Annotated in this window: 39 protein-coding genes; 4 read left to right on the top strand and 35 right to left on the bottom strand. The window is 38.9% G+C overall.

From position 1 onward, the window contains the following. Nucleotides 1-261 precede the first annotated feature (261 nt). Nucleotides 262-1,290 carry an Mrp/NBP35 family ATP-binding protein gene (locus GL301_RS13115; RefSeq protein ID WP_003726820.1) on the bottom strand — a complete coding sequence of 343 codons (1,029 nt, stop codon included), beginning with the start codon at nucleotides 1,288-1,290 and terminating at the stop codon, nucleotides 262-264. Between the two features lie 268 nt (nucleotides 1,291-1,558). Here GL301_RS13115 and GL301_RS13120 point away from each other — a divergent pair, with 268 nt between their 5' ends. Then, nucleotides 1,559-3,085 carry a GW domain-containing glycosaminoglycan-binding protein gene (locus GL301_RS13120; RefSeq protein WP_003734936.1) on the top strand — a complete coding sequence of 509 codons (1,527 nt, stop codon included), beginning with the start codon at nucleotides 1,559-1,561 and terminating at the stop codon, nucleotides 3,083-3,085. Nucleotides 3,086-3,125: 40 nt separating this feature from the next. On the opposite strand, the gene GL301_RS13125 is transcribed toward GL301_RS13120, so the two are convergent. The 3 genes from GL301_RS13125 to GL301_RS13135 form a co-directional block, all read right to left on the bottom strand. Beyond that, nucleotides 3,126-3,977, bottom strand: coding sequence for an aldo/keto reductase (locus GL301_RS13125; protein ID WP_009929083.1), 852 nt, complete (start codon nucleotides 3,975-3,977; stop codon nucleotides 3,126-3,128). 21 nt (nucleotides 3,978-3,998) lie between these two features. Next, nucleotides 3,999-4,421 (bottom strand): MerR family transcriptional regulator, encoded by a 423-nt coding sequence (locus GL301_RS13130; protein WP_003726061.1) that lies wholly within the window; start codon nucleotides 4,419-4,421, stop codon nucleotides 3,999-4,001. Between the two features lie 121 nt (nucleotides 4,422-4,542). Beyond that, on the bottom strand, nucleotides 4,543-4,869 hold the full coding sequence (locus tag GL301_RS13135; protein ID WP_003734939.1) for a hypothetical protein: 327 nt from the start codon (nucleotides 4,867-4,869) through the stop codon (nucleotides 4,543-4,545). Between the two features lie 120 nt (nucleotides 4,870-4,989). Between GL301_RS13135 and GL301_RS13140 the strand changes: the two genes are divergently transcribed. Further along, nucleotides 4,990-5,859 carry a DUF4969 domain-containing protein gene (locus GL301_RS13140; protein WP_010959066.1) on the top strand — a complete coding sequence of 290 codons (870 nt, stop codon included), beginning with the start codon at nucleotides 4,990-4,992 and terminating at the stop codon, nucleotides 5,857-5,859. Between the two features lie 140 nt (nucleotides 5,860-5,999). Here the strand turns inward: GL301_RS13140 and rpsI are convergent, their stop codons facing one another. The 6 genes from rpsI to GL301_RS13170 form a co-directional block, all read right to left on the bottom strand. Then, nucleotides 6,000-6,392, bottom strand: coding sequence for a 30S ribosomal protein S9 (gene rpsI, locus GL301_RS13145; RefSeq protein ID WP_003726075.1), 393 nt, complete (start codon nucleotides 6,390-6,392; stop codon nucleotides 6,000-6,002). 21 nt (nucleotides 6,393-6,413) lie between these two features. After that, the gene (rplM, locus tag GL301_RS13150) at nucleotides 6,414-6,851 is read right to left on the bottom strand and encodes a 50S ribosomal protein L13 (RefSeq protein WP_003727703.1); all 438 of its coding nucleotides are present in this window, start codon (nucleotides 6,849-6,851) and stop codon (nucleotides 6,414-6,416) included. 194 nt (nucleotides 6,852-7,045) lie between these two features. Continuing rightward, nucleotides 7,046-7,792, bottom strand: coding sequence for a tRNA pseudouridine(38-40) synthase TruA (gene truA, locus GL301_RS13155; RefSeq protein ID WP_003726076.1), 747 nt, complete (start codon nucleotides 7,790-7,792; stop codon nucleotides 7,046-7,048). Nucleotides 7,793-7,797: 5 nt separating this feature from the next. After that, nucleotides 7,798-8,595, bottom strand: a complete 798-nt coding sequence (locus GL301_RS13160; RefSeq protein ID WP_010959067.1) for an energy-coupling factor transporter transmembrane component T family protein — start codon at nucleotides 8,593-8,595, stop codon at nucleotides 7,798-7,800. A 2-nt stretch (nucleotides 8,596-8,597) separates the two neighbouring features. Beyond that, nucleotides 8,598-9,464 carry an energy-coupling factor ABC transporter ATP-binding protein gene (locus GL301_RS13165; RefSeq protein WP_003726078.1) on the bottom strand — a complete coding sequence of 289 codons (867 nt, stop codon included), beginning with the start codon at nucleotides 9,462-9,464 and terminating at the stop codon, nucleotides 8,598-8,600. After that, nucleotides 9,440-10,279: an energy-coupling factor ABC transporter ATP-binding protein gene (locus tag GL301_RS13170; RefSeq protein ID WP_003740302.1), complete on the bottom strand. Its 840-nt coding sequence runs from the start codon at nucleotides 10,277-10,279 to the stop codon at nucleotides 9,440-9,442. The genes GL301_RS13165 and GL301_RS13170 overlap by 25 nt, the downstream gene beginning before the upstream one ends. Before the next feature lie 130 nt (nucleotides 10,280-10,409). Between GL301_RS13170 and GL301_RS13175 the strand changes: the two genes are divergently transcribed. Together GL301_RS13175 and GL301_RS13180 are read left to right on the top strand one after the other, a co-directional pair. Further along, nucleotides 10,410-11,072, top strand: coding sequence for an MgtC/SapB family protein (locus GL301_RS13175; RefSeq protein ID WP_003726080.1), 663 nt, complete (start codon nucleotides 10,410-10,412; stop codon nucleotides 11,070-11,072). Between the two features lie 120 nt (nucleotides 11,073-11,192). After that, on the top strand, nucleotides 11,193-12,083 hold the full coding sequence (locus GL301_RS13180; protein ID WP_010959068.1) for an acetamidase/formamidase family protein: 891 nt from the start codon (nucleotides 11,193-11,195) through the stop codon (nucleotides 12,081-12,083). Between the two features lie 31 nt (nucleotides 12,084-12,114). Here the strand turns inward: GL301_RS13180 and GL301_RS13185 are convergent, their stop codons facing one another. The 25 genes from GL301_RS13185 to rpsS all read right to left on the bottom strand — a co-directional run bounded on the left by GL301_RS13185 (nucleotide 12,115) and on the right by rpsS (nucleotide 24,938). Continuing rightward, a complete protein-coding gene (locus GL301_RS13185; RefSeq protein ID WP_010959069.1) occupies nucleotides 12,115-13,209 on the bottom strand; it encodes a DNA glycosylase AlkZ-like family protein in 1,095 nt (364 codons plus the stop codon). Between the two features lie 214 nt (nucleotides 13,210-13,423). Then, nucleotides 13,424-13,831: a 50S ribosomal protein L17 gene (gene rplQ, locus GL301_RS13190; protein ID WP_003723675.1), complete on the bottom strand. Its 408-nt coding sequence runs from the start codon at nucleotides 13,829-13,831 to the stop codon at nucleotides 13,424-13,426. 16 nt (nucleotides 13,832-13,847) lie between these two features. Continuing rightward, entirely contained in the window at nucleotides 13,848-14,792 is a 945-nt protein-coding gene (locus GL301_RS13195; RefSeq protein WP_003723676.1) for a DNA-directed RNA polymerase subunit alpha, read from the bottom strand. Nucleotides 14,793-14,901: 109 nt separating this feature from the next. Continuing rightward, complete coding sequence (gene rpsK / locus GL301_RS13200) at nucleotides 14,902-15,291, bottom strand: 30S ribosomal protein S11 (protein ID WP_003720926.1); 390 nt, start codon at nucleotides 15,289-15,291, stop codon at nucleotides 14,902-14,904. Between the two features lie 22 nt (nucleotides 15,292-15,313). Next, entirely contained in the window at nucleotides 15,314-15,679 is a 366-nt protein-coding gene (gene rpsM, locus GL301_RS13205) for a 30S ribosomal protein S13 (RefSeq protein WP_003723677.1), read from the bottom strand. 18 nt (nucleotides 15,680-15,697) lie between these two features. Further along, nucleotides 15,698-15,811, bottom strand: a complete 114-nt coding sequence (gene rpmJ, locus GL301_RS13210; protein ID WP_003720928.1) for a 50S ribosomal protein L36 — start codon at nucleotides 15,809-15,811, stop codon at nucleotides 15,698-15,700. A gap of 103 nt (nucleotides 15,812-15,914) precedes the next feature. Next, nucleotides 15,915-16,133 (bottom strand): translation initiation factor IF-1, encoded by a 219-nt coding sequence (gene infA / locus GL301_RS13215; protein WP_003720929.1) that lies wholly within the window; start codon nucleotides 16,131-16,133, stop codon nucleotides 15,915-15,917. Nucleotides 16,134-16,519: 386 nt separating this feature from the next. Further along, on the bottom strand, nucleotides 16,520-17,167 hold the full coding sequence (locus GL301_RS13220) for an adenylate kinase (RefSeq protein WP_003740304.1): 648 nt from the start codon (nucleotides 17,165-17,167) through the stop codon (nucleotides 16,520-16,522). A 59-nt stretch (nucleotides 17,168-17,226) separates the two neighbouring features. After that, nucleotides 17,227-18,522: a preprotein translocase subunit SecY gene (gene secY / locus GL301_RS13225; protein WP_003726441.1), complete on the bottom strand. Its 1,296-nt coding sequence runs from the start codon at nucleotides 18,520-18,522 to the stop codon at nucleotides 17,227-17,229. Further along, on the bottom strand, nucleotides 18,522-18,962 hold the full coding sequence (gene rplO / locus GL301_RS13230; protein ID WP_003723680.1) for a 50S ribosomal protein L15: 441 nt from the start codon (nucleotides 18,960-18,962) through the stop codon (nucleotides 18,522-18,524). Before rplO ends, secY begins: the two co-directional genes overlap by 1 nt. A gap of 55 nt (nucleotides 18,963-19,017) precedes the next feature. Further along, complete coding sequence (gene rpmD, locus GL301_RS13235) at nucleotides 19,018-19,197, bottom strand: 50S ribosomal protein L30 (RefSeq protein WP_003720933.1); 180 nt, start codon at nucleotides 19,195-19,197, stop codon at nucleotides 19,018-19,020. 16 nt (nucleotides 19,198-19,213) lie between these two features. Further along, nucleotides 19,214-19,717, bottom strand: a complete 504-nt coding sequence (rpsE, locus tag GL301_RS13240; protein WP_003723681.1) for a 30S ribosomal protein S5 — start codon at nucleotides 19,715-19,717, stop codon at nucleotides 19,214-19,216. A 21-nt stretch (nucleotides 19,718-19,738) separates the two neighbouring features. Beyond that, nucleotides 19,739-20,098 (bottom strand): 50S ribosomal protein L18, encoded by a 360-nt coding sequence (gene rplR, locus GL301_RS13245; protein ID WP_003739848.1) that lies wholly within the window; start codon nucleotides 20,096-20,098, stop codon nucleotides 19,739-19,741. A gap of 39 nt (nucleotides 20,099-20,137) precedes the next feature. Then, complete coding sequence (rplF, locus tag GL301_RS13250) at nucleotides 20,138-20,674, bottom strand: 50S ribosomal protein L6 (RefSeq protein WP_003726442.1); 537 nt, start codon at nucleotides 20,672-20,674, stop codon at nucleotides 20,138-20,140. Between the two features lie 30 nt (nucleotides 20,675-20,704). Continuing rightward, the gene (rpsH, locus tag GL301_RS13255) at nucleotides 20,705-21,103 is read right to left on the bottom strand and encodes a 30S ribosomal protein S8 (protein WP_003720937.1); all 399 of its coding nucleotides are present in this window, start codon (nucleotides 21,101-21,103) and stop codon (nucleotides 20,705-20,707) included. 30 nt (nucleotides 21,104-21,133) lie between these two features. Continuing rightward, nucleotides 21,134-21,319 carry a type Z 30S ribosomal protein S14 gene (locus tag GL301_RS13260; protein WP_003723684.1) on the bottom strand — a complete coding sequence of 62 codons (186 nt, stop codon included), beginning with the start codon at nucleotides 21,317-21,319 and terminating at the stop codon, nucleotides 21,134-21,136. Nucleotides 21,320-21,350: 31 nt separating this feature from the next. Then, nucleotides 21,351-21,890 (bottom strand): 50S ribosomal protein L5, encoded by a 540-nt coding sequence (rplE, locus tag GL301_RS13265; RefSeq protein WP_003720938.1) that lies wholly within the window; start codon nucleotides 21,888-21,890, stop codon nucleotides 21,351-21,353. A 26-nt stretch (nucleotides 21,891-21,916) separates the two neighbouring features. Next, a complete protein-coding gene (gene rplX / locus GL301_RS13270; RefSeq protein ID WP_003720939.1) occupies nucleotides 21,917-22,228 on the bottom strand; it encodes a 50S ribosomal protein L24 in 312 nt (103 codons plus the stop codon). Nucleotides 22,229-22,265: 37 nt separating this feature from the next. Beyond that, entirely contained in the window at nucleotides 22,266-22,634 is a 369-nt protein-coding gene (rplN, locus tag GL301_RS13275; RefSeq protein ID WP_003723686.1) for a 50S ribosomal protein L14, read from the bottom strand. Between the two features lie 79 nt (nucleotides 22,635-22,713). Further along, nucleotides 22,714-22,977: a 30S ribosomal protein S17 gene (gene rpsQ, locus GL301_RS13280; RefSeq protein ID WP_003720941.1), complete on the bottom strand. Its 264-nt coding sequence runs from the start codon at nucleotides 22,975-22,977 to the stop codon at nucleotides 22,714-22,716. 27 nt (nucleotides 22,978-23,004) lie between these two features. Beyond that, complete coding sequence (gene rpmC / locus GL301_RS13285) at nucleotides 23,005-23,196, bottom strand: 50S ribosomal protein L29 (RefSeq protein WP_003720942.1); 192 nt, start codon at nucleotides 23,194-23,196, stop codon at nucleotides 23,005-23,007. Continuing rightward, on the bottom strand, nucleotides 23,186-23,620 hold the full coding sequence (gene rplP / locus GL301_RS13290) for a 50S ribosomal protein L16 (protein WP_003720943.1): 435 nt from the start codon (nucleotides 23,618-23,620) through the stop codon (nucleotides 23,186-23,188). Before rplP ends, rpmC begins: the two co-directional genes overlap by 11 nt. A gap of 2 nt (nucleotides 23,621-23,622) precedes the next feature. Then, on the bottom strand, nucleotides 23,623-24,279 hold the full coding sequence (rpsC, locus tag GL301_RS13295) for a 30S ribosomal protein S3 (protein ID WP_003720944.1): 657 nt from the start codon (nucleotides 24,277-24,279) through the stop codon (nucleotides 23,623-23,625). 3 nt (nucleotides 24,280-24,282) lie between these two features. Beyond that, nucleotides 24,283-24,639, bottom strand: coding sequence for a 50S ribosomal protein L22 (gene rplV, locus GL301_RS13300; RefSeq protein ID WP_003727697.1), 357 nt, complete (start codon nucleotides 24,637-24,639; stop codon nucleotides 24,283-24,285). A 20-nt stretch (nucleotides 24,640-24,659) separates the two neighbouring features. Continuing rightward, complete coding sequence (rpsS, locus tag GL301_RS13305) at nucleotides 24,660-24,938, bottom strand: 30S ribosomal protein S19 (RefSeq protein ID WP_003720946.1); 279 nt, start codon at nucleotides 24,936-24,938, stop codon at nucleotides 24,660-24,662. Nucleotides 24,939-24,945 lie beyond the last annotated feature (7 nt).

Genomic DNA, 24,945 nt, shown 5'->3' on the forward strand with positions numbered 1-24,945 from the left:
TATTCAACACCGTGAATAAGATTCCTTGCGTCAAATTGACTTCGCTAGCAATTAAATTACTAGTTTGTTTTGTTGAAAACAGCTTTCTGTTTTCTGCCCTGCGATTACCAGTGAGACTTTACGTCTCATTGCTTTTCGTCTTCTTTTTTGTTCAGTTTTCAAAGGTCAGTTTCTTTTGTTGCGAAAGCGTTTTGTCCGCATCAGCAACGTTTATAAATATACCAAGATTTTTGCCTTTCGTCAATACTTTTTACAAAGTTTTTATGATAAATATGGAATTATTTTCTCTGCTAGGGTTTTATATGCTTTTCCTGAAGTGCTTGAAGAGTTGAAAAGGGCTGATACATAGCCATTTCCATTTGGTTCTGGTTGTTCTATTGGCAGTTGAATTAAAAGTTGTGTTTCTAAGTCTGCAGCAACTTTTTCGCCGCCGCCTTGTCCGAATACTTTTAATACTTGTCCATCAGCTAAAGTAAGATAAGACATATTTTCGATTACACCGATGATTTTGTGATTGTTTTTTGCTGCCATATATCCTGCTCGAGATGCGACTGACGCGGCTGCATAATGTGGTGTTGTAACAATAAGTTCATTGCATTTCGGGATAAGCGTATGGATATCTAGCGCAACATCTCCAGTTCCAGGTGGTAAATCGATAAGTAAATAGTCTAGTTTTCCCCATCTTACTTCTTCTAAAAACATTTTAATCATTTTCCCTAGCATTGGTCCGCGCCAGATAACTGGTTCTCCTTGTTCCACAAAAAAATCCATAGAAATCATTTGAATGCCGTGTGTTTCGACTGGGATGATTTGGCCATTTTCTTTGCGGGGGGATTCGGTTGTTCCTAGCAGTACAGGAATACTGAATCCATATATATCCGCGTCTAATAATCCTACTTTTTTGCCTTGTTGTGCTAAGGCGATTGCAAGATTCGCAGAGACAGTTGATTTCCCGACGCCACCTTTACCACTCGCTATTGCTAAGAATTTCGTTTCACTAGCTTCTGAGAGTATGTTATCTCTTGCTTGGAAAATGCGGTCAATAACTGCTGCGGGTAGGTATTCTAGCTCAATATTTATTTCATTTACGCCGAATTGGGTGAGAAGTTCTTCTATATTATGAACAAAATGATCCGTTTCTACTGCTGGATCAGCTAATGCGATTTTGATGTTTGCTGTTTCTTCAAGCACTTGCACTTCTAAAACACCTTCTGTTTCTTCTAAGCTTGCCTCTAAAACAGGATCTTGCAATCTATATAGCAATCTAGTAATTTGTTGTTCGTTTAACATATATAAAAACCTCCAAAAATGAATGCGCTGACATACTGATTATTATAGCATGACCGTTTTATTATTTCACATATTGCTTGTCTTTTCGGTACAAAAGTTTGTTGAAGAAAATTTCACAAATTTTACATATTTAACATTTCCAGCTTTAGTCCTTACGTCCCAATAGGTTTGGCGTAGTTATTGTTTTTCGTCATAGAAATGTAATAGAAATTTTTTGGCATTTTTTGATAATATAGTTGCAGATATATAAAAAGGAGTGCATTGAAATTTGGATAGAAAGTTTATAAAACCAGGGATAATTCTGCTAATTGTGGCATTTTTGGTAGTTTCCATAAATGTTGGAGCAGAAACAGGAGGTAGCAGAACAGCTCAAGTTAATCTGACTACTTCACAACAAGCTTTCATTGATGAAATTTTACCAGCGGCTCAGGATGGATATCGCGATGGTAAATTGCTTACAAGTGTAACGCTCGCTCAAGCAATTTTAGAATCAAATTGGGGTGAAAGTGGTCTAAGCCAGAACTCTAATAACTTATTCGGAATTAAAGGAACGTATAAAGGTAAGTCTGTCTCCATGGGGACAATGGAAGCATCCGGCTCAACCACCGCTAATTTCCGCGTTTACCCTAGTTGGAAAGAATCCATTGAAGACCACACAGCTTTGATTACTGAAAATGCGCGCTATCAAGACGCTGTCGGTGAAACGAACTACCGCAAAGCACTGCAAGCTATTAAAGACGGTGGTTATGCGACTGATCCAGATTACGTTTCTAAACTAGTAGCAATTATTGAACGTTACAACTTAGATAAATACGATGTCATTTACGATAAAATCGAGTCTAATCAATCCTTAGCAGCAATTGGAACAGTAGCTGAAAATAAAGAACAAGAGGTTATTTGGTCGGCACCGTACAATACAGAAAATGCTAATAAAATCGGGACCCTCGAAAATTACTTAGGGCGTAACTTAGAAATTTCCTGGGAAGCTAAAACAGAAAAAGGTCTATGGTACTTTATTCGCGAGAACAACAAAGATATTGGTTGGATAAATAGTAATGCCTTAAAAATCAGCTATCATCAAAAAGAAGATGAAAATGTTCATTTAACCAAATATGTAGATGATTTAAGCGCACATGTATATCGTCTACCAAGCCCTGAAAAACAATTCGATAATGGAACTATCGCAAAATACGATAGAAAAGCCCTTGAAGTAGATAAAAAAATCACTCGCGGCGGCTATGCTTGGTTCCGAATTTCAGAAGGCGAGAAAGTAATCGGCTGGGTTCGCGCAGATAAATTGAATGATCGCCTTTATGATCGCATCACAGAACAAACTTCTTACGATGGCTATGCTCTAGTAAGTAAATCTGCAACTGATAACGTATGGACTGCACCATTCAACACAAAAAACGCAGAAAAATTAGCACCACTTGCAGATTATGATAACGAAAAACTAGAACTAGTGACTCGAGCTAAAGCCGGAAATACACTTTGGTATCAGTTTAAAGTAGATGGAAAACTTGTTGGATGGGCTAGCGAAAAAGACTTAAATGTATTTTATACTCCCGCTAAAGAAGAACCAGTAAAACAAGTCGCTTACGTGAAAGACCCAACAGCAAAACTTTATAACAAACCTGTAGAATCAACAAGTACTAACCCAAAAGCAGTGGGCTTCTATTATGGAAAATTATTAGCAGTGGATAAAACAGCAACCATTCTTGGTGAAGATTGGTTGCATCTTAAAGACAGACAAAATTCACTAGGATGGATTAAAGCTATCGACATCAATAGTTAAATAAAAAAAGGTTCTGCATTTACGCAGAACCTTTTTTCGTTTATACATTCAGTTTGCGACTAGCCATCCATTTCACCATTTCTGGATCCGCATGTGAGAAGAACTGGCTTTCCCCTTGATCTAGGCTGGCAATTTCTCCCTTATCTGCCTCCGTCAATTCAAAATCAAATATAGCCAGATTTTGCGCCATTCTTTCTGGTTTTACAGATTTAGCTAAGACGATAATATCTTGCTCTACTAGCCAACGCAAAATTACTTGAGCGGCCGATTTTCCATATTTCGCACCAATTTTCGTTAAAACTGGGTTATTAAAAATATCATTTTTCCCTTCCGCAAACGGTGCCCATGCTTCTATTGTAACCCCTTCTTTTCTTAAAACAGCTAGATTCGCTGCCTGTTGTTGGAAAGGATTAACTTCAATTTGGTTGACTTGCGGAGTTACTTCATTGAACGCAGCTAGGTCAATTACGCGATCCGGGCTAAAATTCGATACGCCAATTGCTCTAATTTTTCCTGATGCTTGTAATTCCTCCATCGCTATCCATGCCCCGTATACATCGTTGAAAGGTTGATGAATTAGCAGCAAATCAATGTAATCCAACCCTAAACGTTTTAACGACCGGTCAAATGAGCTCATAACACCTTTATAACTTACATTTTCCACCCATATTTTTGTCGTAATGAATAGTTCTTTGCGATCGACGCCGGATGCCGCAATTCCGCGACCTACAGCTTCTTCATTCATATAACTTTGCGCCGTATCAATGTGACGATAGCCCGTTTTAATCGCATCTTTTACTGCTTGTTCCGCTTCAGCAGCATCTGTAATTTGATATGTCCCAAATCCTAAAATAGGTACTTCTACACCATTGTTTAATTTCACTGTTTTCATTTGAAAATCCTCCTCTTATCTTTAAAATTTGTCCCGTTTCCATAATTTTTCTACATTATCTGCATTTAATTCGCCAGCTTTAAACTGCGCAATGTGACTATCGTACGAATCGATTTTGTACACGAGTAGTTCTCTGACCTTCTTCATCTCGGCTAATTTTTCGTCTAATTCTTTTAGTTGGTCAACCAGTACTTGTTTTTGCGCCGCTTCGACATTTTGCGTCTCTCTGAGCTGCGCAAGTGTCGCAAACTCAATTAACGATTCTACCGATAATCCCGCATTCCGTAAATTCTTCACGAGATAAACCCAGTTCAAGTCACTCGTTTTATAGTCCCGGTAACCACTTTCGTTACGATGGACTGGCGGAATAACACCGACCCGCTCATAATAACGCAACGTATCTACTGTTAAACCAAACATATCAGCCGCTTGTTTGATATTCATCCTCCATCACCTCGTTTCGTTCTTTACATATAGAATTATAAACCCTGGAGTTCACACCAAGGCAAGGAATTTGAGTTTATTTTTTTGAGAAAAGAAAAAACTCTCTGTGGGCGAGAGAGTTTTATTTGTTTAGCAGGATGATTTTTTGTATGTATTTTGGGTCTATTTGGGCTGGATTGGTTTCTTGGATTTGGAAGTCGTTAGTTAAAATGATTTTTACGTCATCGTTTTTGTTTAGGTCGGTTATTTTATTTCCCGTTTCGTCGTAATATTTATCTACGATGTCAAAGCGTATTGCGGTTTCCGGATTATACTTATCCTTTTTTTCTTTGAAATTATTAATTAGAATTGCATCCGTTTCTACTTGTTCTATTGCGCCGGTAGCTTCGGTGGCTTGTGTTTGGTTTTCGGTGTTTGAGCATGCTGTTATGGAAAGTAATGCGCACAAAATAAAAATGATTGAATTAACAAATGATCATATATGGCACATTTTAAAAAAAGCAAGGTTATTCATGTTATAATAGCTGTTCTGTATATTTATATCTAATCACAAAAGGAGCCGGAGAAGATGAAAAAAAGAGGTTTATTGTTGGTAAGTATTTTAATGTTTTTCAGTTTTTTGACAGTAGCATGTGGGAGTTCTGAAAACAATGAAGAAAGTGGGAAGAAAGAAAAGAAAGAAATTGAATTAACTATTGACCAAACTACTGTAACGACTGATGAAAATGGGAAAGCGCTTATAGAAGGAACAGTGGATCCTAAAGCCAAATTATCCATTGATGGCGCAACAGTTAAACAAGATAGTGATGGAAGATTTACTTTTACCAAAATTATAAACAGCGATTCCGAAGCAAGAGTCTATGCAAAACTTATAGCAGTTAGGAAAAACTATGAAGACGAGGAATATAGTGTAATTATTAATAACAATTCAAAAGCATATAACGACAACATGGCAAAACAAGAGACAATACAAAAAGAAGAAGCCGCGAAAGCTGAAAAGGAACGTAAAGAAGCGGAGGAAAAAGCAAAACAAGAAGAAGAAGAAGCCGCTGCAAAAGCTGCAACGACTGATGAAAACACGCCTTCCGATGATACTGTATATGGCACTTTAGCCAGCAAAGATACTTTAACAAAAGAGGGAGATGCATTTTATAAAGATGAAGAACTTGATGTACTCTATTCTACAGTAGAAAACGATGAAATTTTTCAAGTGCTTATACAATTAGGCGATGAAAGTACAATTCGAAAAGATTTAGATAAAAATCATTTAACAGAATTAGCAAGAGGTTATATGGAATCCGATGCCACTCTTATACAAACTGTTTCTGATGAATCCTTTGTTTATGAATCTCCATCTATAAATAAAACATATACAGTAGATTATATGTTAAACGATGAAGGTTATGTTATTGCGGTTTATGTTACACAAGCAATGTGACTAGAAAAAACCTTTAAGTTATACAACTTTTAATTAAAAATATACTATTACAAAAAAGTCCTTAAGGGCTTTTTTGTTTTTTATTTAACTCAACTAAACAAAAAAAGCACCAGCAAAAGCTGGTGCTTTGAAACGACATATTAACGTTTTGAGAACTGAGGTGCACGACGCGCGCCTTTAAGTCCGTATTTTTTACGTTCTTTCATACGTGGGTCACGAGTAAGTAGGCCAGCAGATTTAAGTGCTGGGCGGTACTCAGGAGCCACTTGTAATAGTGCACGAGCTACACCATGACGGATAGCACCGGCTTGACCAGTGTAACCACCACCGTGAACGTTTACTAGTACATCATAGTTACCTAAAGTTTCTGTAGCTACTAAAGGTTGTTTGATAACTTCACGAAGAGCTGCGAATGGGATGTAATCTTCCCAGTCTCTATTGTTAATAACGATTTTGCCGTCGCCTGGTACTAAACGTACGCGAGCTACAGAGCTTTTACGACGACCAGTTCCGTAATATTGTACTTGAGCCACTTAGTATTCCTCCTTTATTAATTAACCGCGTAATTCGTATACTTCTGGTTGTTGAGCTGCGTGTTCGTGCTCAGATCCACCATATACGTGTAATTTTTTGAATAATTGACGTCCAAGAGAATTTTTTGGAAGCATACCTTTGATAGATAGTTCTAATAATTTCTCAGGATTGTTTGTACGCATTTCGCCTGCAGTACGAGATTTCAAACCGCCTGGATATTGAGAGTGACGGTAGTAAATTTTGTCAGTAGCTTTTTTACCAGTAAGACCAATCTTACCAGCGTTGATGATGATTACAAAGTCTCCAGTGTCGATATGTGGAGTAAATTGTGGTTTGTTTTTTCCGCGAAGAATTGAAGCAACTTCACTGGATAAACGTCCTAAAGAAACACCAGTAGCGTCGATAACGTACCATTTACGTTCTACTTCGCCGGGTTTCGCCATATAAGTTGTACGCATGAATTACCCTCCTAAATAAATTGAAACAAATTAGCTCCCGAAAACTGTTCCTAATTCCCGAAATGCTATTCTATATTTTTATTGTTTAAACACAACAACCTTCCGGGGCTTATTGTGGGGCAAACAATACCATAGTCCATAATACAGTTTTTGGAGCAAAAAGTCAATGCGTTCTGCAAAAAAACATCCAATTTTTATTCATAGTCCACTCGCCATAAATATAACCCTTGTGGCGGCGCAGTTTTACTAATTAATTTTTGCCGGTCACGTGCTAATAAAGCCTCACTAATATCATCCGGAGAGATTCGACCTTGCCCTGCATCGAGCAAAGTTCCCGTCAAAATTCGCACCATATTATATAAAAAGCCATTCCCTTGAAAAGCAATCACTAACGTCTCGTCGTCCTCTTCATAAAAATCAATACTATAAAGCGTCCGGACTTTAGAATCGCGCTCCGTTCTCGCCGAACAGAAGCTAGTAAAATCATGCTCGCCAATCAGGCGTTTACTTGCCAATTTCATTTTTGAAATGTCCAGTTCATATGGATAATGTAGCGCAAAATTCCGACTAAAAGGATCAAAAATTTTCGTCCGCTTTACCACATAACGATATTCTTTTCCAACTGTGCCAAATCTAGCGTGGAAATCATCCGGTACTTCTTCCACGGTTAAAAAGCTAATATCAAACGGAGTCATGACTTGCAAAGCTTTTTGAAATTTTTCGGCAGTGATATCAAGTTCCGAATCAAAATGAATAACCTGACCTTTCGCATGAACACCAGTATCTGTTCTTCCTGATGCTGTAATCCGCACAGTTTTGCCTTTATGCATTTTTGTCAATGCTTTTTCAATTTCCGCTTGGACCGTCCGTGTATTCGGCTGCACCTGATAGCCATAAAACCCGCTACCATCATAAGAAATTATTGCTTTATATCTTGTCATTCATTTCAACTCCGCAACCAAAATAATAATCCACTTAATACCGCTAAAGAAATTAACAAGAAAGTATCGGCGAATCGCCAGCGTAGTAAACGGAATCTCGTTCTCCCTTTACCACCACGATAACCGCGTGCTTCCATTGCAATCGCTAAATCTTCCGCACGTTTAAACGCACTAATAAAAAGTGGCACGAGCAACGGAATAATCGCTTTAATCCGATCACTCCATTTTCCACTCGTAAATTCAACGCCACGAGCTTTTTGCGCTTTTAAAATTTTCTCCGTTTCATCCATCAATGTTGGAATAAAGCGCAAAGAAATACTCAGCATCAAAGCAAGTTCATGTACTGGTAAATGTACTAAACGAAACGGCGCTAAAATTTTCTCCAGTCCGTCTGTTAGTTCAATCGGGCTTGTCGTTAATGTTAAAAGTGTTGTCATAAAAATAATGAGAACAAAGCGACAAAACATCATCGCTCCATTTGTCAGTCCGAGTGTCGTTATTTGTAAAAGTCCTAAATCGACTAAAACTGTCCCGCCTTTTGTAAAAAAGACTTGAAGTAATAGCGTAATTAAAATAAGCCAGAAAATCGGTTGTAACCCTTTAATAAAAAATAAAAATGGCACTTTCGAAGTTAAGACTAAATACAAAACATACGCAAACATAAGCGCATAGGTCAGCCAATTGTTCGCTAAAAAGACAATCGCGATAAACGCCATAACAGCAGTGATTTTCGCACGTGGGTCAATTCGATGCAACCAAGAGTTTCCCGGAATATAACGTCCGAGAATCATTTTATCCATCATAATTATGCCCCGCCCTTCGCTAAATAAGGCGCCATTTCGGTCGTTAATTCATCAATGGTTAAACAAGTTTTTGTTAATTTCACATCAAATTTGCGCTCAAAAAGTCCTTGGAATCTCACCACATCCGGTACAGATAACCCAAGATCAACCAGTTCGTCTGGCTTCGCGAAAACTTCACGTGGCGTACCGATTTGAAGAACCGTCCCAGCTTTCATCAAGACAATCTTTTCCGCATAACGAGCAGCATCTTCCATACTGTGTGTTACAAGTACTGTCGTAAGCCCTTTTTCTTTATGAAGATTGTAGAACATTTCCATGATTTCCTCGCGGCCATGAGGATCTAGTCCCGCTGTTGGCTCATCTAGCACAAGTACTTCTGGGTCCATCGCCAAAACACCTGCAATCGCAACCCGGCGCATTTGCCCACCAGAAAGTTCAAACGGCGAACGTGACAAAATTTCCTCGGTCAGTCCCACTTCATAAATCACTTTTTTAGCGCGTAGTTTTGCATCTTCCTCGGAAACTCCAAAGTTCATCGGTCCAAAACAAATATCCTTTTCGACCGTTTCTTCAAAAAGTTGTGCTTCTGGAAATTGGAACACAATCCCGACTTTCTTACGTAAATCACGTAGTTTCTTTTGCTTTACGCCAGCAACGATTTCTCGATCACCAACTGTGATTTTACCTTCTGTTGGCATTAAAAGAGCGTTTAAGTGTTGTAGCAAAGTTGATTTCCCTGAGCCAGTATGACCAATAATTGCAGAATAGCTACCAGAATCAAAAGAAACATTCACATCAAGTAATGCTCGCTTTTCAAAAGGGCTATTTTTTTGATAACAATAACCTAGTTGTTCGAGTTTAATTTCCATAATTGATCTAGTAATGCTCCTTCCGATAGCACGGTGCTTCCAGTTTCAAAGCCACCTGCAACTAATTTTTCTTGTAATTCAATAATAAATGGAACACCTAAGCCAATTTCGCGCATTGCATCTGCTTGCTCGAAAATTTCTTGCGGTGTGCCTTCACTGTGGACTTCTCCGTTATTCATAACAATTACTCGATCCGCAAAAAGAACTTCATCCAAATCATGTGTAATCGAAATAACGGTAATGTCTTCTTGTTCACGCATAATCCGAATAGTTTCCATTACTTCGGCGCGCCCTCTTGGATCAAGCATAGAAGTCGCTTCGTCCAAAATAATGACATCTGGTTGCAGCGCCAAAACGCCAGCAATTGCTACCCGTTGTTTTTGCCCACCAGAAAGTCTAGCTGGTTCATGTAGTGCATAACTTTGCATCCCAACCTCATTCAAAGCTGACTCGACGCGTTCCACCATTGTATCGTGCGGAACCCCGTGATTCTCAAGTCCAAACGCGACATCGTCTTGCACTGTAGCTCCAACAAATTGGTTATCTGGATTTTGAAAAACCATTCCTACTTGTCGTCTAATGTCCCATATATTTTTTTCAGACAAAACAAAGTGTCCGATTTTGATTAAACCATCTTCTGGAAAAAGCAATCCGTTGAGTAATTTCGCAATGGTAGATTTACCTGAACCATTATGACCAACAAGTGCAACCCATTCCCCTTTTTGAGCAGAAATAGATACATCTTTCACTGCATATTTTTCCGTATCCTCATATTTATAAAAAACGTGCTCTAATCTCACAAAACTTTCTGCCACGCTTAACACCTCACTTTTTGACCATTCATTGTTTATTATAGTATAAACATCCATCCGGCGCAAAATTTCCTTTTTGATTGTTTTGGTTTAATGCCAAAGGGAATATATTAACGTTAAGGATGTGATAACTATGTTAGCAGATTTTATTTTACGGCTTGTTGTTGCGGGTCTCCTTGGAGCAATTATTGGACTTGACCGAGAAATCAGAGCGAAAGAAGCTGGATTCCGGACACATTTTCTTGTTTCGCTCGGTAGCGCATTAATTATGATTGTTTCTCAATATGGTTTTTCCGAAATTGCCACCATGCAAAATGTATCGTTTGACCCAAGTCGTGTCGCTGCTCAAGTGGTAAGCGGGATTGGCTTTATTGGCGCGGGTACGATTATTATTCAAAAGAAATTTGTTCGCGGTCTAACAACAGCAGCCGGACTTTGGGCCACAGCTGGCATTGGCCTTGCTATTGGTGCAGGTATGTACTGGGTTGGAATTGCCGCTACTTTACTTACCTTAATCGGATTAGAATTCTTGAGTATCGTTTTCAAATCATTTGCCTTTCATACAACTGCAATTATCTATTCAACCGACAAACAAGAAAATCTAGTGAAGGTCACGGACAAGATCCAACAAAACAAACAACAAATCGTTTCGTACTCAAGTGAAAAAGAACTTATCGGAGAAAGTCTTTTTATTCGCGTGAATATTGTTGTAAAAACAAAGAATAAGAACGATGAATACGAACTATTTCACTTTATACAAACTCTTCCCAATGTAACCGTTGAAAAAATGGAATAAAGAATTGCTTTCTACTGTTTGCAACTCGGTTTTGTTCACAGAATATCCATTTACTTCCTACTTCTCATTTTGCTATAATTCACCCGTCACTACTAATAGAATATAGAGAGAAGGGAAGAGATGAAAAACTTTGTAACTTCAGAACGCGCGGTTTTTAAGATGGATAAATCGGCGGAACCTGCAATTACAGTGAAAGATGGCTCTGTAGTAAAGATAAAAACAAAAGACTACTTCAATGGCCAAATTCAAAACAAACAGCTTCAATACGGGGACCTAGATTGGAAACAATTTTCACCAACTACTGGACCAATCTATATCGAAGAAGCTAGAAGTGGAGATTTATTAGCGGTAACGATTGAAAAAATTGAACTCCTAGGGACGGAGGTATTTTTACTAAACGGACCAAATGTTGGTATAACAGATGATTTATTAACAAGCAACTTTACTCGTTGCTACAAAGTCAGAGAGAATCGAATTATGTATTCAGATGAAATTCATATTCCGATAACTAAAACTATCGGATTGCTACGAACAGAAGGCTTACTTACCTCCAAATCACCAGCTAACAACGACGGCCTACTCGACTCATCCGAGATTACAGAAGGTGCAACGATCTTTTTACCAGTTGAAAAACAGGGTGCATCGCTTTATATCGGCAATGTTCGAGCTACAGCTGGCTTCGGGAAAACTACTACCACGAGTGCAGAGGCGCCAGCAGAAATCACTTTACGACTTCAAATCCTTAAAAATCGAACAGCTCCCACACCCACAATCATTCATGACAACCATTTAATTTGCTTAGCATCAGATCTCACTATTGAGAAAGCGGCAAAAAAAGCGATGCAAAATATGATAACTTTACTTACTGAATCAGACAAAATGATAACTGAAGATGCGATGTTCCTTCTATCACTGCAGGCTGAGTTTCAAGTATGCAACATGGGTAAATCAAATATCACTACCAGTATCAAATTACCTTTGGATTATTTTCCAGAAATGCCATTTTTATAAGAAAAGAACCCCCGTTCTGACGGGGGTTCTTTTAAATTTGTTCAAAAATGCTGCCTTGGTAGTTTTTAAGGAGGAATTCAGCTAGTTTTATCGCTTCTTTTTCTACTAATTTTTGTCCTTTTTTAGTTAGTTTTTTACTAAGATAGAATTGAAAAACTATTTTATCCCCCGATATTTTATATCTCCACGTTCCAAAAAACTGAGCATTTATTATTAAGACAGCTTCAATTTGCCCAGCGGTGCGCCAGATTAGACTCGTTTCTTTTTCGCTCGCAAGCCAATTCTTTTTCGCGTAACTTACGAAAAGCGGATCAAACTTCCCTAATAGAAGTGGCGACCCCATCTCCACATTTTCCTGCGTTTTTGCTTTGCTATAATAGTTCTTGCCATCTTCACCGATATAGCATATATAGTTTTCAAGTAACTTTTCTAACGTTTCTATATAATCACTATTTCGCAAACCACTCCAATGCTTGAAATCTTGTATAGTCGCTGGCCCAAATGCACTAAAATAACGATCAATCATTGTTTCAAGACCTGTCTTGCTGCGCTTGTTAGTTATCCAAGCATCTTCTCTTTCTGAATCAATTTGGTTTCTATGACTATAAAATTTTGTTTTAGGACTTTCTGGCACACAAAACAATTTGCCATCGAGTGACCCTTGAATAAAAACCCCGCCCCATGTCATCAGCTCTTTTGCTTCATTACCTAGTAAAGCCGCAAAGGACTCTTTAGACACTTTATCTTCGCGCAGGAGTAATTCTTCCATTTGTACTAAAATCTCATCCAAATCACGTCCTAGAGAGTCTGCGTGCTTTCTTAACCAATTGTTTTTGTTCGCATAAACATCATGAACATAAAACCAATCATCCGGCGTATACATATGGATAGTCATTCTTTGCCCCCAGATTTTGATTATCCCTTTATCGTCGTAAGCCATTTGCAGATTTTCTTTGGTTAAATTAGGTACACGATTAAATAAACTAATCTCTCCAAATTGTTGATACTGCGACTGAATACCAAATAACGCACGAGTTGCATCCTCTGCGCTGGAAAATTTAGATTGTAGTAGTCCAGAATTAAGTAATCTATTGTGAGCTATTTCCGCGTTAGTTAACGAACGCATTCTCCGTCCCTCCCACTGTTTATCTTTGGAATTTACTATAGATGGTTTCCAGTATAAAGGCAAGAAAAAAAGACCTGCTATACATAGATAACAGGTCAAACAAAAAAAGCCTGCCTCCTAGCCTACGATTAAGTAGACTAGGAAACACAGAGCTAGACAAGGAAACACGAAGTCTCCATATCATGACACTCCACTTGCTTTAAACGTTTTATTATTAAACTAATTCAATAATAACCATTGGTGCGCCGTCACCGCGACGTGGACCTTTTTTCAAGATACGAGTGTAACCACCTTGACGTTCCGCGTAACGTGGAGCAACATCATCAAATAGTTTTTGTAGAGCGTATACAGGACGGTTTTTCTTCACAGTAGAACCATCTTTACCTTTAGCATCTACTTGTACTACTTCTACAACTTCATGACGGATGAAAGCAGCTGCTTGACGACGAGCGTGCAAGTCTCCTTTTTTCCCAGAAGTGATTAGTTTTTCAACAACTTTACGAATCTCTTTAGCGCGAGCTTCTGTTGTTTCAATACGTTCAAATACGATTAAATCCGTTGCAAGATCACGTAGTAACGCTTTACGTTGTGAGCTTGTACGACCTAATTTTCTGTAACCCATGGAATTGCCTCCTTTATCAGTTTTCGTTTCTTAGAGATAAGCCAAGGTCAGCCAGTTTTACTTTAACTTCCTCAAGCGATTTACGGCCCAAGTTACGGACTTTCATCATATCGTCTTCGGATTTGTCAGCAAGTTCCTGTACTGTATTGATTCCAGCGCGTTTCAAACAATTATATGAACGAACAGACAAGTCTAATTCTTCAATAGTCATTTCAAGCACTTTCTCTTTATGGCTTTCTTCTTTTTCAATCATAATTTCAGCTTTTTGTGCTTCATCTGTTAAGTTAACGAAGATACTTAAGTGCTCAGAAAGAATTTTAGCTCCAAGTGAAACTGCTTCTTCTGGGCTGATACTTCCGTCAGTTAACACATCAAACGTAAGCTTATCATAATTAGTTGATTGTCCAACACGTGTATTTTCCACTTGATAGTTCACACGGATAACCGGTGAAAAGATTGAATCGACTGGAAGTACACCAATTGGCATATTTTCGCGTTTATTTTGATCAGCAGGTGTGTAACCACGACCACGAGTCGCATTTAAACGCACATGAAATTTAGCATTATCACTTAATGTAGCAATGTGTAAGTCGGGATTTAAAATCTCAACGTCGCTGTCATAATTAATGTCAGCTGCAGTTACTACACCAGGACCTTGCATATCGATTTCTAATGTTTTTTCTTCATCAGAATAGATTTTTAGTGCAAGTTTTTTAATATTTAAAATCATGGTTGTTACATCTTCTACTACACCTTCAATTACAGAAAACTCATGTAAAGCTCCATCAATTTGGATAGAGGTTACTGCTGCACCTGGAAGAGAAGATAATAGAATACGACGTAAGGAGTTACCCAAAGTTGTACCATATCCACGCTCAAGTGGCTCTACAACAAACTTTCCATACTTGGCATCATCGCTGATCTCAATCGTCTCGATTTTTGGCTTTTCAATTTCGATCATTCAAATTTACCCTCCTTCAAAACGTCTAGAATATCAGTCTTTATGTCAAACTCTCTGCCTTGATAGTTAAGACAGTAAAAATCTACTATTGGCAAAAGAAAACGACCACTTATACGCGACGACGTTTTGGAGGACGACATCCGTTATGTGGAACTGGAGTTACATCTTTAATAGCTGTTACTTCAAGACCAGCTGCTTGTAGTGCACGGATAGCCGCTTCACGACCTGAACCAGGACCTTTAACAGTTACTTCTAATGTTTTTAAACCATGTTCTTGTGCTGATTTTGCTGCACTTTCAGCTGCCATTTGCGCTGCGAAAGGAGTAGATTTACGAGAACCTTTAAATCCTAGGGAACCTGCACTTGACCAAGCTAAAGCATTACCATGTGTGTCAGTAATCATTACGATCGTATTATTAAATGTAGAACGGATGTGTGCAATACCAGATTCGATATTCTTTTTCACACGGCGTTTACGAGTATTTGTTTTACGAGCCATTCACTAACTACCTCCTTTACTATTATTTCTTTTTGCCTGCTACTGTTTTGGACGGGCCTTTACGAGTACGGGCATTATTTTTTGTATTTTGTCCGCGAACTGGAAGTCCACGACGGTGACGCATGCCACGGTAAGAACCGATTTCGATTAGACGTTTAATGTTTAAGTTTACTTCACGACGAAGGTCACCTTCAACTTTAATACGGTCTAAGATTTCACGGATTTTACCTAGCTCTTCTTCAGTTAAATCACGAGTACGAGTATCTTCAGAAACGCCAGCTTCAGCAAGAACTTCTTTAGCTGTTTGTTTACCGATACCATAAATGTAAGTCAGGGAAATAACAATACGTTTTTCACGTGGAACGTCCACACCTGCAATACGTGCCATTTACTTAAGCACCTCCTCTTATCCTTGTTTTTGTTTATGTTTTGGATTTTCACAAATTACCATTACTTTACCTTTACGACGAATAACTTTACATTTTTCGCACATAGGTTTCACTGATGGTCTTACTTTCATATAGATATACCTCCTTGTTTATTAGAGAAAATGTCTCTATAAACCGATAATTTCTAAGCTGGATAAACCAGACCGGTATATAAATTCAATTTCGGAGTGCAAATTATTTAAAACGATAAGTAATTCTTCCGCGTGTCAGGTCGTATGGAGAAAGCTCTACTGTCACTTTATCTCCAGGTAAAATACGAATGTAATGCATACGGATTTTACCAGAAACAGTTGCCAGTACTTTATGACCATTTTCGAGTTCAACGTTGAACATCGCGTTTGGTAGAGTTTCTTGTACTACGCCTTCTACTTCAATAACATCTTCCTTTGCCATATGTTTGCTACCTCCTTCTTGTATTCTTGGATTTGTTCCTGATGCAGGCCTAATCCTTTCAGTGTAACTATTTCTCTTACATGAAAAAAACGTAAAACATGCAAAAATGGATGCACTTCATTAAAAGGCAACACATTTCGCCAGCTTTTCAGACAACCTGTAAAAGTGAAATCCGTAAAAACCAGAAGAACTGTCACTCGCAAAAGTATTGCGGCTGAACAGATCAAGGTAGAACATATACGTCATTCGGATGATCTTCAAACGGTTCTCTCGTTCATCATGATTTGCTTAGATGCCTTTAATTCCACTGCCAATTATCCATTATACTACAAACTAAACTAATTTGCACGCATTGATTTTGACAGTGATTCAGCACAGCTCACTCCTCAAAAAGAAGCAAGAATTTTTTCCACATCTACAAAAACGTCTTTAATGTCTTGCTCGCCGTTTATGTTATGAAGTTTACCCTTTTCAGAATAAAAATCTAGAAGCGGCTTGGTCTGTTTCATATTTACATTTAGTCGTTTTTCAACCGTTTCTTTCTTGTCGTCATCGCGTTGGTAAAGTTCTCCGCCATCTAAATCACATTTCCCAGGAACTTTCGGTGGGTTGTAAATTTCATGGTAAGTCTTACCGCAAGTCCGACAAATCCAACGACCTGTAAGACGTTTCATTAAAACATCTTTATCAACTTCAATGTTAATGACAGCATCAAGTTCTGTCCCTAAATCATTTAGAATATTTTCTAGCTCTTCTGCTTGTTCCACAGTGCGCGGAAAACCATCAAGCAAGAAACCATTCTTAGCATCATCTTCGGCCAAACGTTCACGAACGATACCATTTGTTACTTCATCAGGAACAAGGTCGCCATTATCCATAAAGGATTTAGCTTTCTTTCCTAATTCCGTATTATTTTTCATAGCTGCTCGGAACATATCTCCAGTGGAAATATGAGGAATGTTGTATTTCTCAACAATCTGTTCCGCTTGTGTGCCTTTTCCGGCGCCGGGCAGTCCCATTAATACTAATTTCAACTGTTTCGCCCCTTATTACGCGCTAGCTCCTGCTAGGAAGACCTAACAAGAACTGCGTGTTATTTGATAAATCCCCGATAGTTCCTTTTTACAAGTTGTCCTTCGAGTTGTTTCGTAGTATCTAATGCTACCCCGATAACAATTAGTAGGCTTGTACCACCAACGGCAAGTGACTGCGGTAAACTAAACACAGTAGTACCGATAGTTGGAAGTATAGCAACCGCTGAAAGGAAAATTGCACCAACAAATGTTAGACGGTAAAGTACCGATGTAAGATAAGCTTGTGTTTCCCGACCAGGACGTTTACTAGGAATATACCCACCTTGCTTTTTCAAGTTGTCTGCAACTTTCTCAGGGTTCACTTGAATGAAAGCATAGAAATAAGTGAAAGCAACAATTAGTGCAACATATAAAATCATACCAATTGGTTTTGTGTAATCAAACACATCTTTCAATACTTTTACAACATCGTTACTTTGATCAAAGAAAGTAAGGATAGTTTGTGGTGTAATAATAAATGCACTTGCAAAGATAACAGGGATAACTCCGGCAGAGTTAAGTTTTAACGGCAAGTGCGTTGCTTGCGCGCCCGATTGTTTTGCTCCTGCTACACGTTTAGAGTATTGAATTGGAATTTTGCGTAGTGCTTGTTGGAAGAAGATTACAGCTACAACAATAGCTAAAATTGCAATCCCTACACCAACTAATGTCAGAACATGTAGGAAAAGTTGATCACCAGCGTTTTCAATTTGCGAAACATATAATTGACGAACTCCATCAGGAATACGAGCAACGATACCTGCAAAGATAATGATGGAAACACCATTACCAACGCCTTTAACAGTGATTTGTTCACCTAGCCACATTAAGAACATTGTACCAGTAGTCAATACAATAGCGATAATTGCATATCTACCAATGGAAGGTTCAATTACTAAGCCAGCTGAAGACATGCGGTTAAATCCATATGCCATACCGAAAGCTTCCACTAAACCAAGTCCAATTGTCATGTATCTAGTAAGTTGATTGAGTTTTTTACGACCCATTTCCCCTTGCTTCGACCACTCAGTCAATTTAGGAACAACGTCCATTTGAAGTAACTGAACAATAATGGAAGATGTAATGTAAGGCATTACACCCATGGCAAAAATTGAGAAGTTTTTTAAAGCCCCACCATTAAATGTATTTAAGAACCCCAAAATACCGCCATCCATACTAGATTGTAAAGCTGCTGCGTTAACTCCCGGTACTGGCACGAATGTACCAATACGGAAAATAACTAGCATTGCTAATGTAAATAGTATTTTTTTACGGATGTCTGCTACTTTGAAGAAGTTAACTAACGTTTGAAACATTAGATCACCTCAGTTTTTCCGCCAGCCGCTTCAATTGCTTCTTTCGCAGCTGCAGAGAATTTGTTCGCTTTCACAGTAAGTTTTTTCTCGATATTTCCATTAGATAAAATCTTGATTCCGGATTTTTCATTACGAATAATTCCAGTTTCAACTAAAAGTTCTGGTGTTACTTCTGTACCATCTTCAAAGCGGTTTAAAACATCTAAGTTCACGATAGCAAATTCTTTACGGTTGATATTTGTGAATCCACGTTTTGGAATACGACGGAAAAGTGGAAGTTGTCCACCTTCAAAGCCTAAACGTACGCCACCACCAGAACGAGCTTTTTGTCCTTTATGACCGCGTCCTGAAGTTTTGCCGTTACCAGAGCCTGTTCCACGACCAACACGATTACGTTCTTTACGAGAACCTTCTGAAGGCTTAAGTTCATGTAGTTTCATGTCAAGCACCTCCTCCTATTTAACAAATTCTATCCATTGCATAATAATTTTAAGCTTAAACTTCTTTGACGTCCACTAAATGACTTACTTTAGTGATCATCCCACGAATTGCAGGATTATCTTCTTTAACCACTACAGAATTTGTTTTACCAAGACCTAATGCTTGAACAGTTTTGCGTTGTGGTTGAGGGCGTCCGATTAAGCTACGTTTTAGAGTAATTTCTAACTTCGCCATAATGATAATTCCCTCCTTATCCTAACAATTCTTCTACTGTTTTGCCACGAAGTTTCGCAACATCTTCAGCGTTTTTCAGTTGTTTAATTCCGTCGATTGTAGCACGTACCATGTTAATTGGTGTATTAGATCCAAGCGATTTGGAAGATACATCAGCAACACCGGCAAGTTCTAGGACCGCACGAACGGGACCACCAGCAGTTACACCAGAACCGGCACTAGCTGGTTTAAGAAGAATTTCTCCGCCACCAAAATGTCCGACTACAGTGTGTGGAATAGTTGTGTCTACAGTTGGTACAAGCACCATGTTCTTTTTAGCATCCTCAACAGCTTTACGGATAGCATCTGGAACTTCTTGCGCTTTACCAGTACCGAAACCAACATGACCATTTTTGTCTCCAACAACAACAAGTGCTGTGAAACGGAAACGACGTCCACCTTTAACTACTTTAGCAACACGGTTGATTGTAACAACGCGTTCTTCTAAATCTAATTTGTTTCCATCAATTTGCTCAGGCATGTAATATGTCCCTCCTTCTTATTAAAATTCTAGTCCATTTTCGCGAGCTGCTTCAGCAAGAGCTTTCACGCGGCCATGATATAAGTATCCTCCACGGTCAAAAGTGACAGAAGTAATACCTTTTTCGGAAGCACGTTTAGCAACTAGTTCGCCAACTTTGCTTGCTGCATCAACTTTGGATTCAGCAGAACCGAAATCTTTATCTAAATTAGACGCACTTGCAAGTGTCACACCATTTACATCATCAATAATTTGAGCATAAATGTTTTTGTTTGAACGGAATACGTTTAAACGTGGACGACTTTCAGTTCCAGAAATCTTAGAACGAACACGAGCATGTCTTTTTTTACGTACTTTATTTTTGTCGATTTTGGTAATCACACGACTCACCTCTTCTCTCATTTGCCTAATTAAGCGGCATTATTTACCAGTTTTACCTTCTTTACGGCGTACATGTTCGCCTTCGTAACGAATACCTTTACCTTTATATGGCTCTGGTGGACGTACGGCACGAATGTTTGCAGCTAACTCGCCAACGTGTTCTTTGTTGTATCCTTTAACAATCACTTGTGTGTTTGCAGGAACTTCAATATCTACGCCTTTAGGAGCAACAAACTCTACTGGATGAGAGTACCCTACGTTAAGAACAAGCTTGTCGCCTTGTTTTTGCGCACGGTAACCAACACCGATAAGTTCTAATTTCTTTTCATAACCCTCGGAAACTCCGACAACCATGTTATTAAGAATAGCACGAGTTGTACCATGAAGTGCACGGTGGTTTTTATTATCAGTCGGGCGAGAAACGTTAATTTCGTTGCCTTCAATATTAATAGTAATTTCTGGGTTGAACTCTTTTACAAGTTCACCTTTAGGACCTTTAACTGTTGCTGTTGATCCATTAAGTGTAACTGTTACACCTGCAGGAATCACAATAGTTTTTTTACCTATACGGGACATTTATTGCACCTCCTTATGGTTTACTTTTTCTTACCAAACGTATGCTAGTACTTCTCCGCCGACTTGTTTAGCACGGGCTTCTTTGTCGGTTAAAACGCCTTGGGAAGTAGACACGATTGCGATACCTAGACCGTTAAGTACTTTAGGCACCTCAGTTGATTTTGCATATACACGTAAACCTGGCTTACTAATACGTTTCAAACCAGTGATTACACGTTCGCCAGTCGCTCCATATTTTAAGAAAACACGGATTGTTCCAGCATTGTCATCTTCAATATATTCAACGTCACGGATAAAACCTTCACGCTTCAATATTTCAGCAATTTCTTTTTTGATTTTGGATGCAGGCAGTTCTAATTTATCATGTTTAACCATGTTTGCATTACGAATGCGAGTTAGAAAATCTGCAATTGGATCTGTCATCACCATGTATAATACCCTCCTTCCTTAAACTCTTTCTTACCAGCTTGCTTTTTTCACGCCGGGAATTTGACCTTTATAGGCAAGTTCACGGAAACAAATACGGCATAATTTAAATTTGCGAATAACGGAATGTGGACGACCACAACGTTCACAACGAGTATATGCTTGAACAGCGTATTTTGGTGTACGTTTTTGCTTCGCGATCATGGATTTCTTAGCCACGTTTTCGCCTCCCTACTAAAATTAGTTTTGATTACTTTTGAAATGGCATCCCTAGTTGAGTTAGTAACTCATGAGATTCTTCATCACTTTTGGCAGTTGTAACGATTACTACGTCCATACCGCGTACTTTTGATACTTGATCGTAATCAATTTCAGGGAAAATAAGTTGCTCTCTAACACCCAACGTATAGTTACCACGACCATCGAAAGCTTTTTTCGATACGCCACGGAAATCACGAACACGTGGAAGTGAAACAGTAACTAATTTATCTAAGAAATCATACATGCGTTCACCACGCAAAGTTACTTTAGCACCGATTGGCATTCCTTCACGAAGACGGAAACCAGCGATAGAATTTTTTGCTTTTGTGATTACAGGTTTTTGACCAGTGATAAGAGCTAACTCCTCAACTGCACTGTCTAAAACTTTCGCATTTGCTGTAGCGTCACCAACACCAGTGTTGATTACGATTTTATCTATTTTTGGAACCTCCATTACGGAGTCATAATTGAATTTGCTCATTAAAGCAGGAACAATTTCCTTAAGATATTGATCTTTAAGGCGATTCATGTAATATTCCCTCCTTCCTACGACTATTATTTATCTATTACTTCACCGGATTTTTTTGCTACGCGTACTTTTTTATCGCCTTTAACTTCGTATCCTACACGAGTAGGTTCGCCTGTTTTAGGGTCAATTAGCATTACGTTTGAAACGTGGATTGGTGCTTCAACATTCAAGATTCCGCCTTGCGGGTTGATGTTGGAAGGTTTTGTATGTTTTTTAACCATATTGATTCCTTCGATAAGTACGCGGTCCTTTTTCGGAAATGCTGCGAGCACTTTGCCGGATTTGCCTTTATCTTTACCAGTAATAACTTTTACTTTATCACCTTTTTTGACATGCATTGGTATAGCACCTCCTTGATTTCTTGGAACTTATTTTTTAAAGAACTTCTGGAGCTAAAGAAACGATCTTCATAAAGTTGTTTTCACGAAGTTCGCGTGCAACAGGTCCAAAAATACGTGTTCCACGAGGACTTTTATCGTCACGGATAATGACACATGCATTTTCATCAAACTTGATGTAAGAACCGTCTTGACGACGTGCTCCACTCTTAGTACGAACGATTACTGCTTTAACAACTTCACCTTTTTTGACAACGCCGCCTGGTGTTGCTTGTTTAACGGTACACACGACAACATCGCCAATGTTAGCAGTTTTGCGTCCTGATCCACCTAGTACTTTAATAGTTAACACTTCACGAGCACCAGAGTTATCAGCCACTTTCATACGACTTTCTTGTTGAATCATTAGGACACCCTCCTTCCAGAATAACGGGTCGGAAAAATTGCACTCGGCAACTTTTCACAATCTATTTTTAACTTTTGATTTAGATAATTACTGCTTCTTCTACAACTTCTAGTAAACGGAAATGTTTAGTTGCAGACAATGGACGAGTTTCGGAAATACGAACTACATCGCCAGTTTTTGCAATGTTATTTTCATCATGCGCTTTGAATTTTTTAGAATACTTCACGCGTTTACCGTACAAACCATGTTTCTTGTACGTTTCAACAACCACGGTAATTGTTTTATCCATTTTGTCGGATACAACACGACCAGTATAAACTTTACGTTGGTTACGGTCAGCCATGTATTAAAACCTCCTTACGATTCTTTTTTAAGCAAGTTCTCTTTCTCGAACGATTGTTTTCATACGGGCAATTGCTTTACGAACCTCACGAATACGTGCGGTGTTTTCTAATTGACCAGTAGCTAATTGAAAGCGCAGGTTGAAGAGCTCTTCTTTCAAAGCTTTTTCTTGATCTTGGATTTCGGTAGTGGATAAATCACGGATATCATTAGCTTTCATTTGCTTCACCACCAATTTCTTCACGTTTAACGATCTTAGTTTTGACCGGCAGTTTGTGTGCTGCTAGACGTAATGCTTCACGCGCTACATCTTCAGGAACACCTGCGATTTCAAACATAATTTTGCCACGTTTGACTGGGCTTACCCAACCTTCCGGAGCACCTTTACCTTTACCCATCCGAACCCCGATTGGTTTAGAAGTGTAAGATTTATGAGGGAAAATTTTAATCCAAACTTTACCGCCACGTTTCATGTAACGAGTCATTGCGATACGAGCTGCTTCGATTTGACGGTTTGTAATCCAAGAAGCTTCAACTGCTTGAAGACCGTATTCACCAAATGCAACTTCAGTTCCGCCTTTCGCGCGTCCACGCATGTTTCCGCGGAATTCACGACGGTATTTTACACGTTTAGGAACTAACATTATTATTTTCCTCCTTCCACATTGTTTTTCTTCGTAGGAAGGACTTCACCGCGGTAGATCCAGACTTTAACGCCTAGTTTACCATAAGTTGTGTCAGCTTCTTCCCATGCGTAGTCGATGTCGGCACGCAATGTATGAAGAGGTACTGTTCCTTCGCTATAGTGTTCAGCACGAGCGATATCCGCTCCGCCAAGACGACCAGATACTTGAGTTTTGATACCTTTTGCTCCAGCACGCATAGTACGTTGGATAGCTTGTTTTTGCGCACGACGGAAAGATACACGACCTTCCAATTGACGAGCGATATTTTCAGCAACCAATTTTGCGTCTAGGTCAGCACGTTTGATTTCTACGATATTGATATGAACACGTTTTTGAGTAAGTTCGTTCAAGTTTTTGCGTAATGCTTCAACTTCAGAACCACCTTTACCGATAACCATACCAGGTTTTGCAGTATGAATAGTGATATTCACACGGTTAGCTGCACGTTCGATTTCTACACGAGAAACAGAAGCGTCAGATAGACGTTTTGCAACGTAATCACGGATGCGTAAATCTTCATGTAAGAAGTCCGCATAATCTTTTTCCGCGTACCATTTGGAGTCCCAATCACGGATGACACCGATACGCATACCTATTGGATGTACTTTTTGACCCACGAATTATCCCTCCTTCACTTCAGATACCACAACTGTGATGTGGCTAGTACGTTTGTTGATTGCACTTGCACGACCTTGTGCACGTGGACGGAAACGTTTAAGTGTTGGACCTTCGTCAACAAATGCTTCCTCTACTACAAGGTTGTTAATGTCTAAATCATAGTTATGCTCTGCGTTAGCAATAGCAGATTTTAATACTTTTTCAATAATTGGGGAAGCTGATCTTGGAGTATACTTCAAGATTGCAATTGCTTCGCCAACTTGCTTGCCTCGAATTAAATCAATGACGATTCTAGCTTTGCGAGGAGCAATACGAACCGTTTTGGCAACGGCTTTTGCGCTTGTAACTTCACTTGCCATTAGGATATCCTCCTCTCAAATTAGCGTTTAGTTTTTTTATCGTCGCCCGCATGACCGCGGTACGTACGAGTTGGTGCGAATTCGCCCAGTTTGTGTCCTACCATATCTTCTTGAACATAAACAGGAACGTGTTTACGTCCATCATATACTGCGATTGTTTGTCCAACAAAAGTTGGGAAAATCGTGGAGCGACGAGACCAAGTTTTAATTACTTGTTTCTTTTCGCTTTCTGCTGCTGCTTCCACTTTCTTCATCAAGTGGTCATCAACAAAAGGTCCTTTTTTCAAACTACGACCCATGACGGAA

This window comes from Listeria sp. LM90SB2 (assembly GCF_028867355.1).
Classification (GTDB): Bacteria; Bacillota; Bacilli; order Lactobacillales; family Listeriaceae; genus Listeria; species Listeria monocytogenes_B.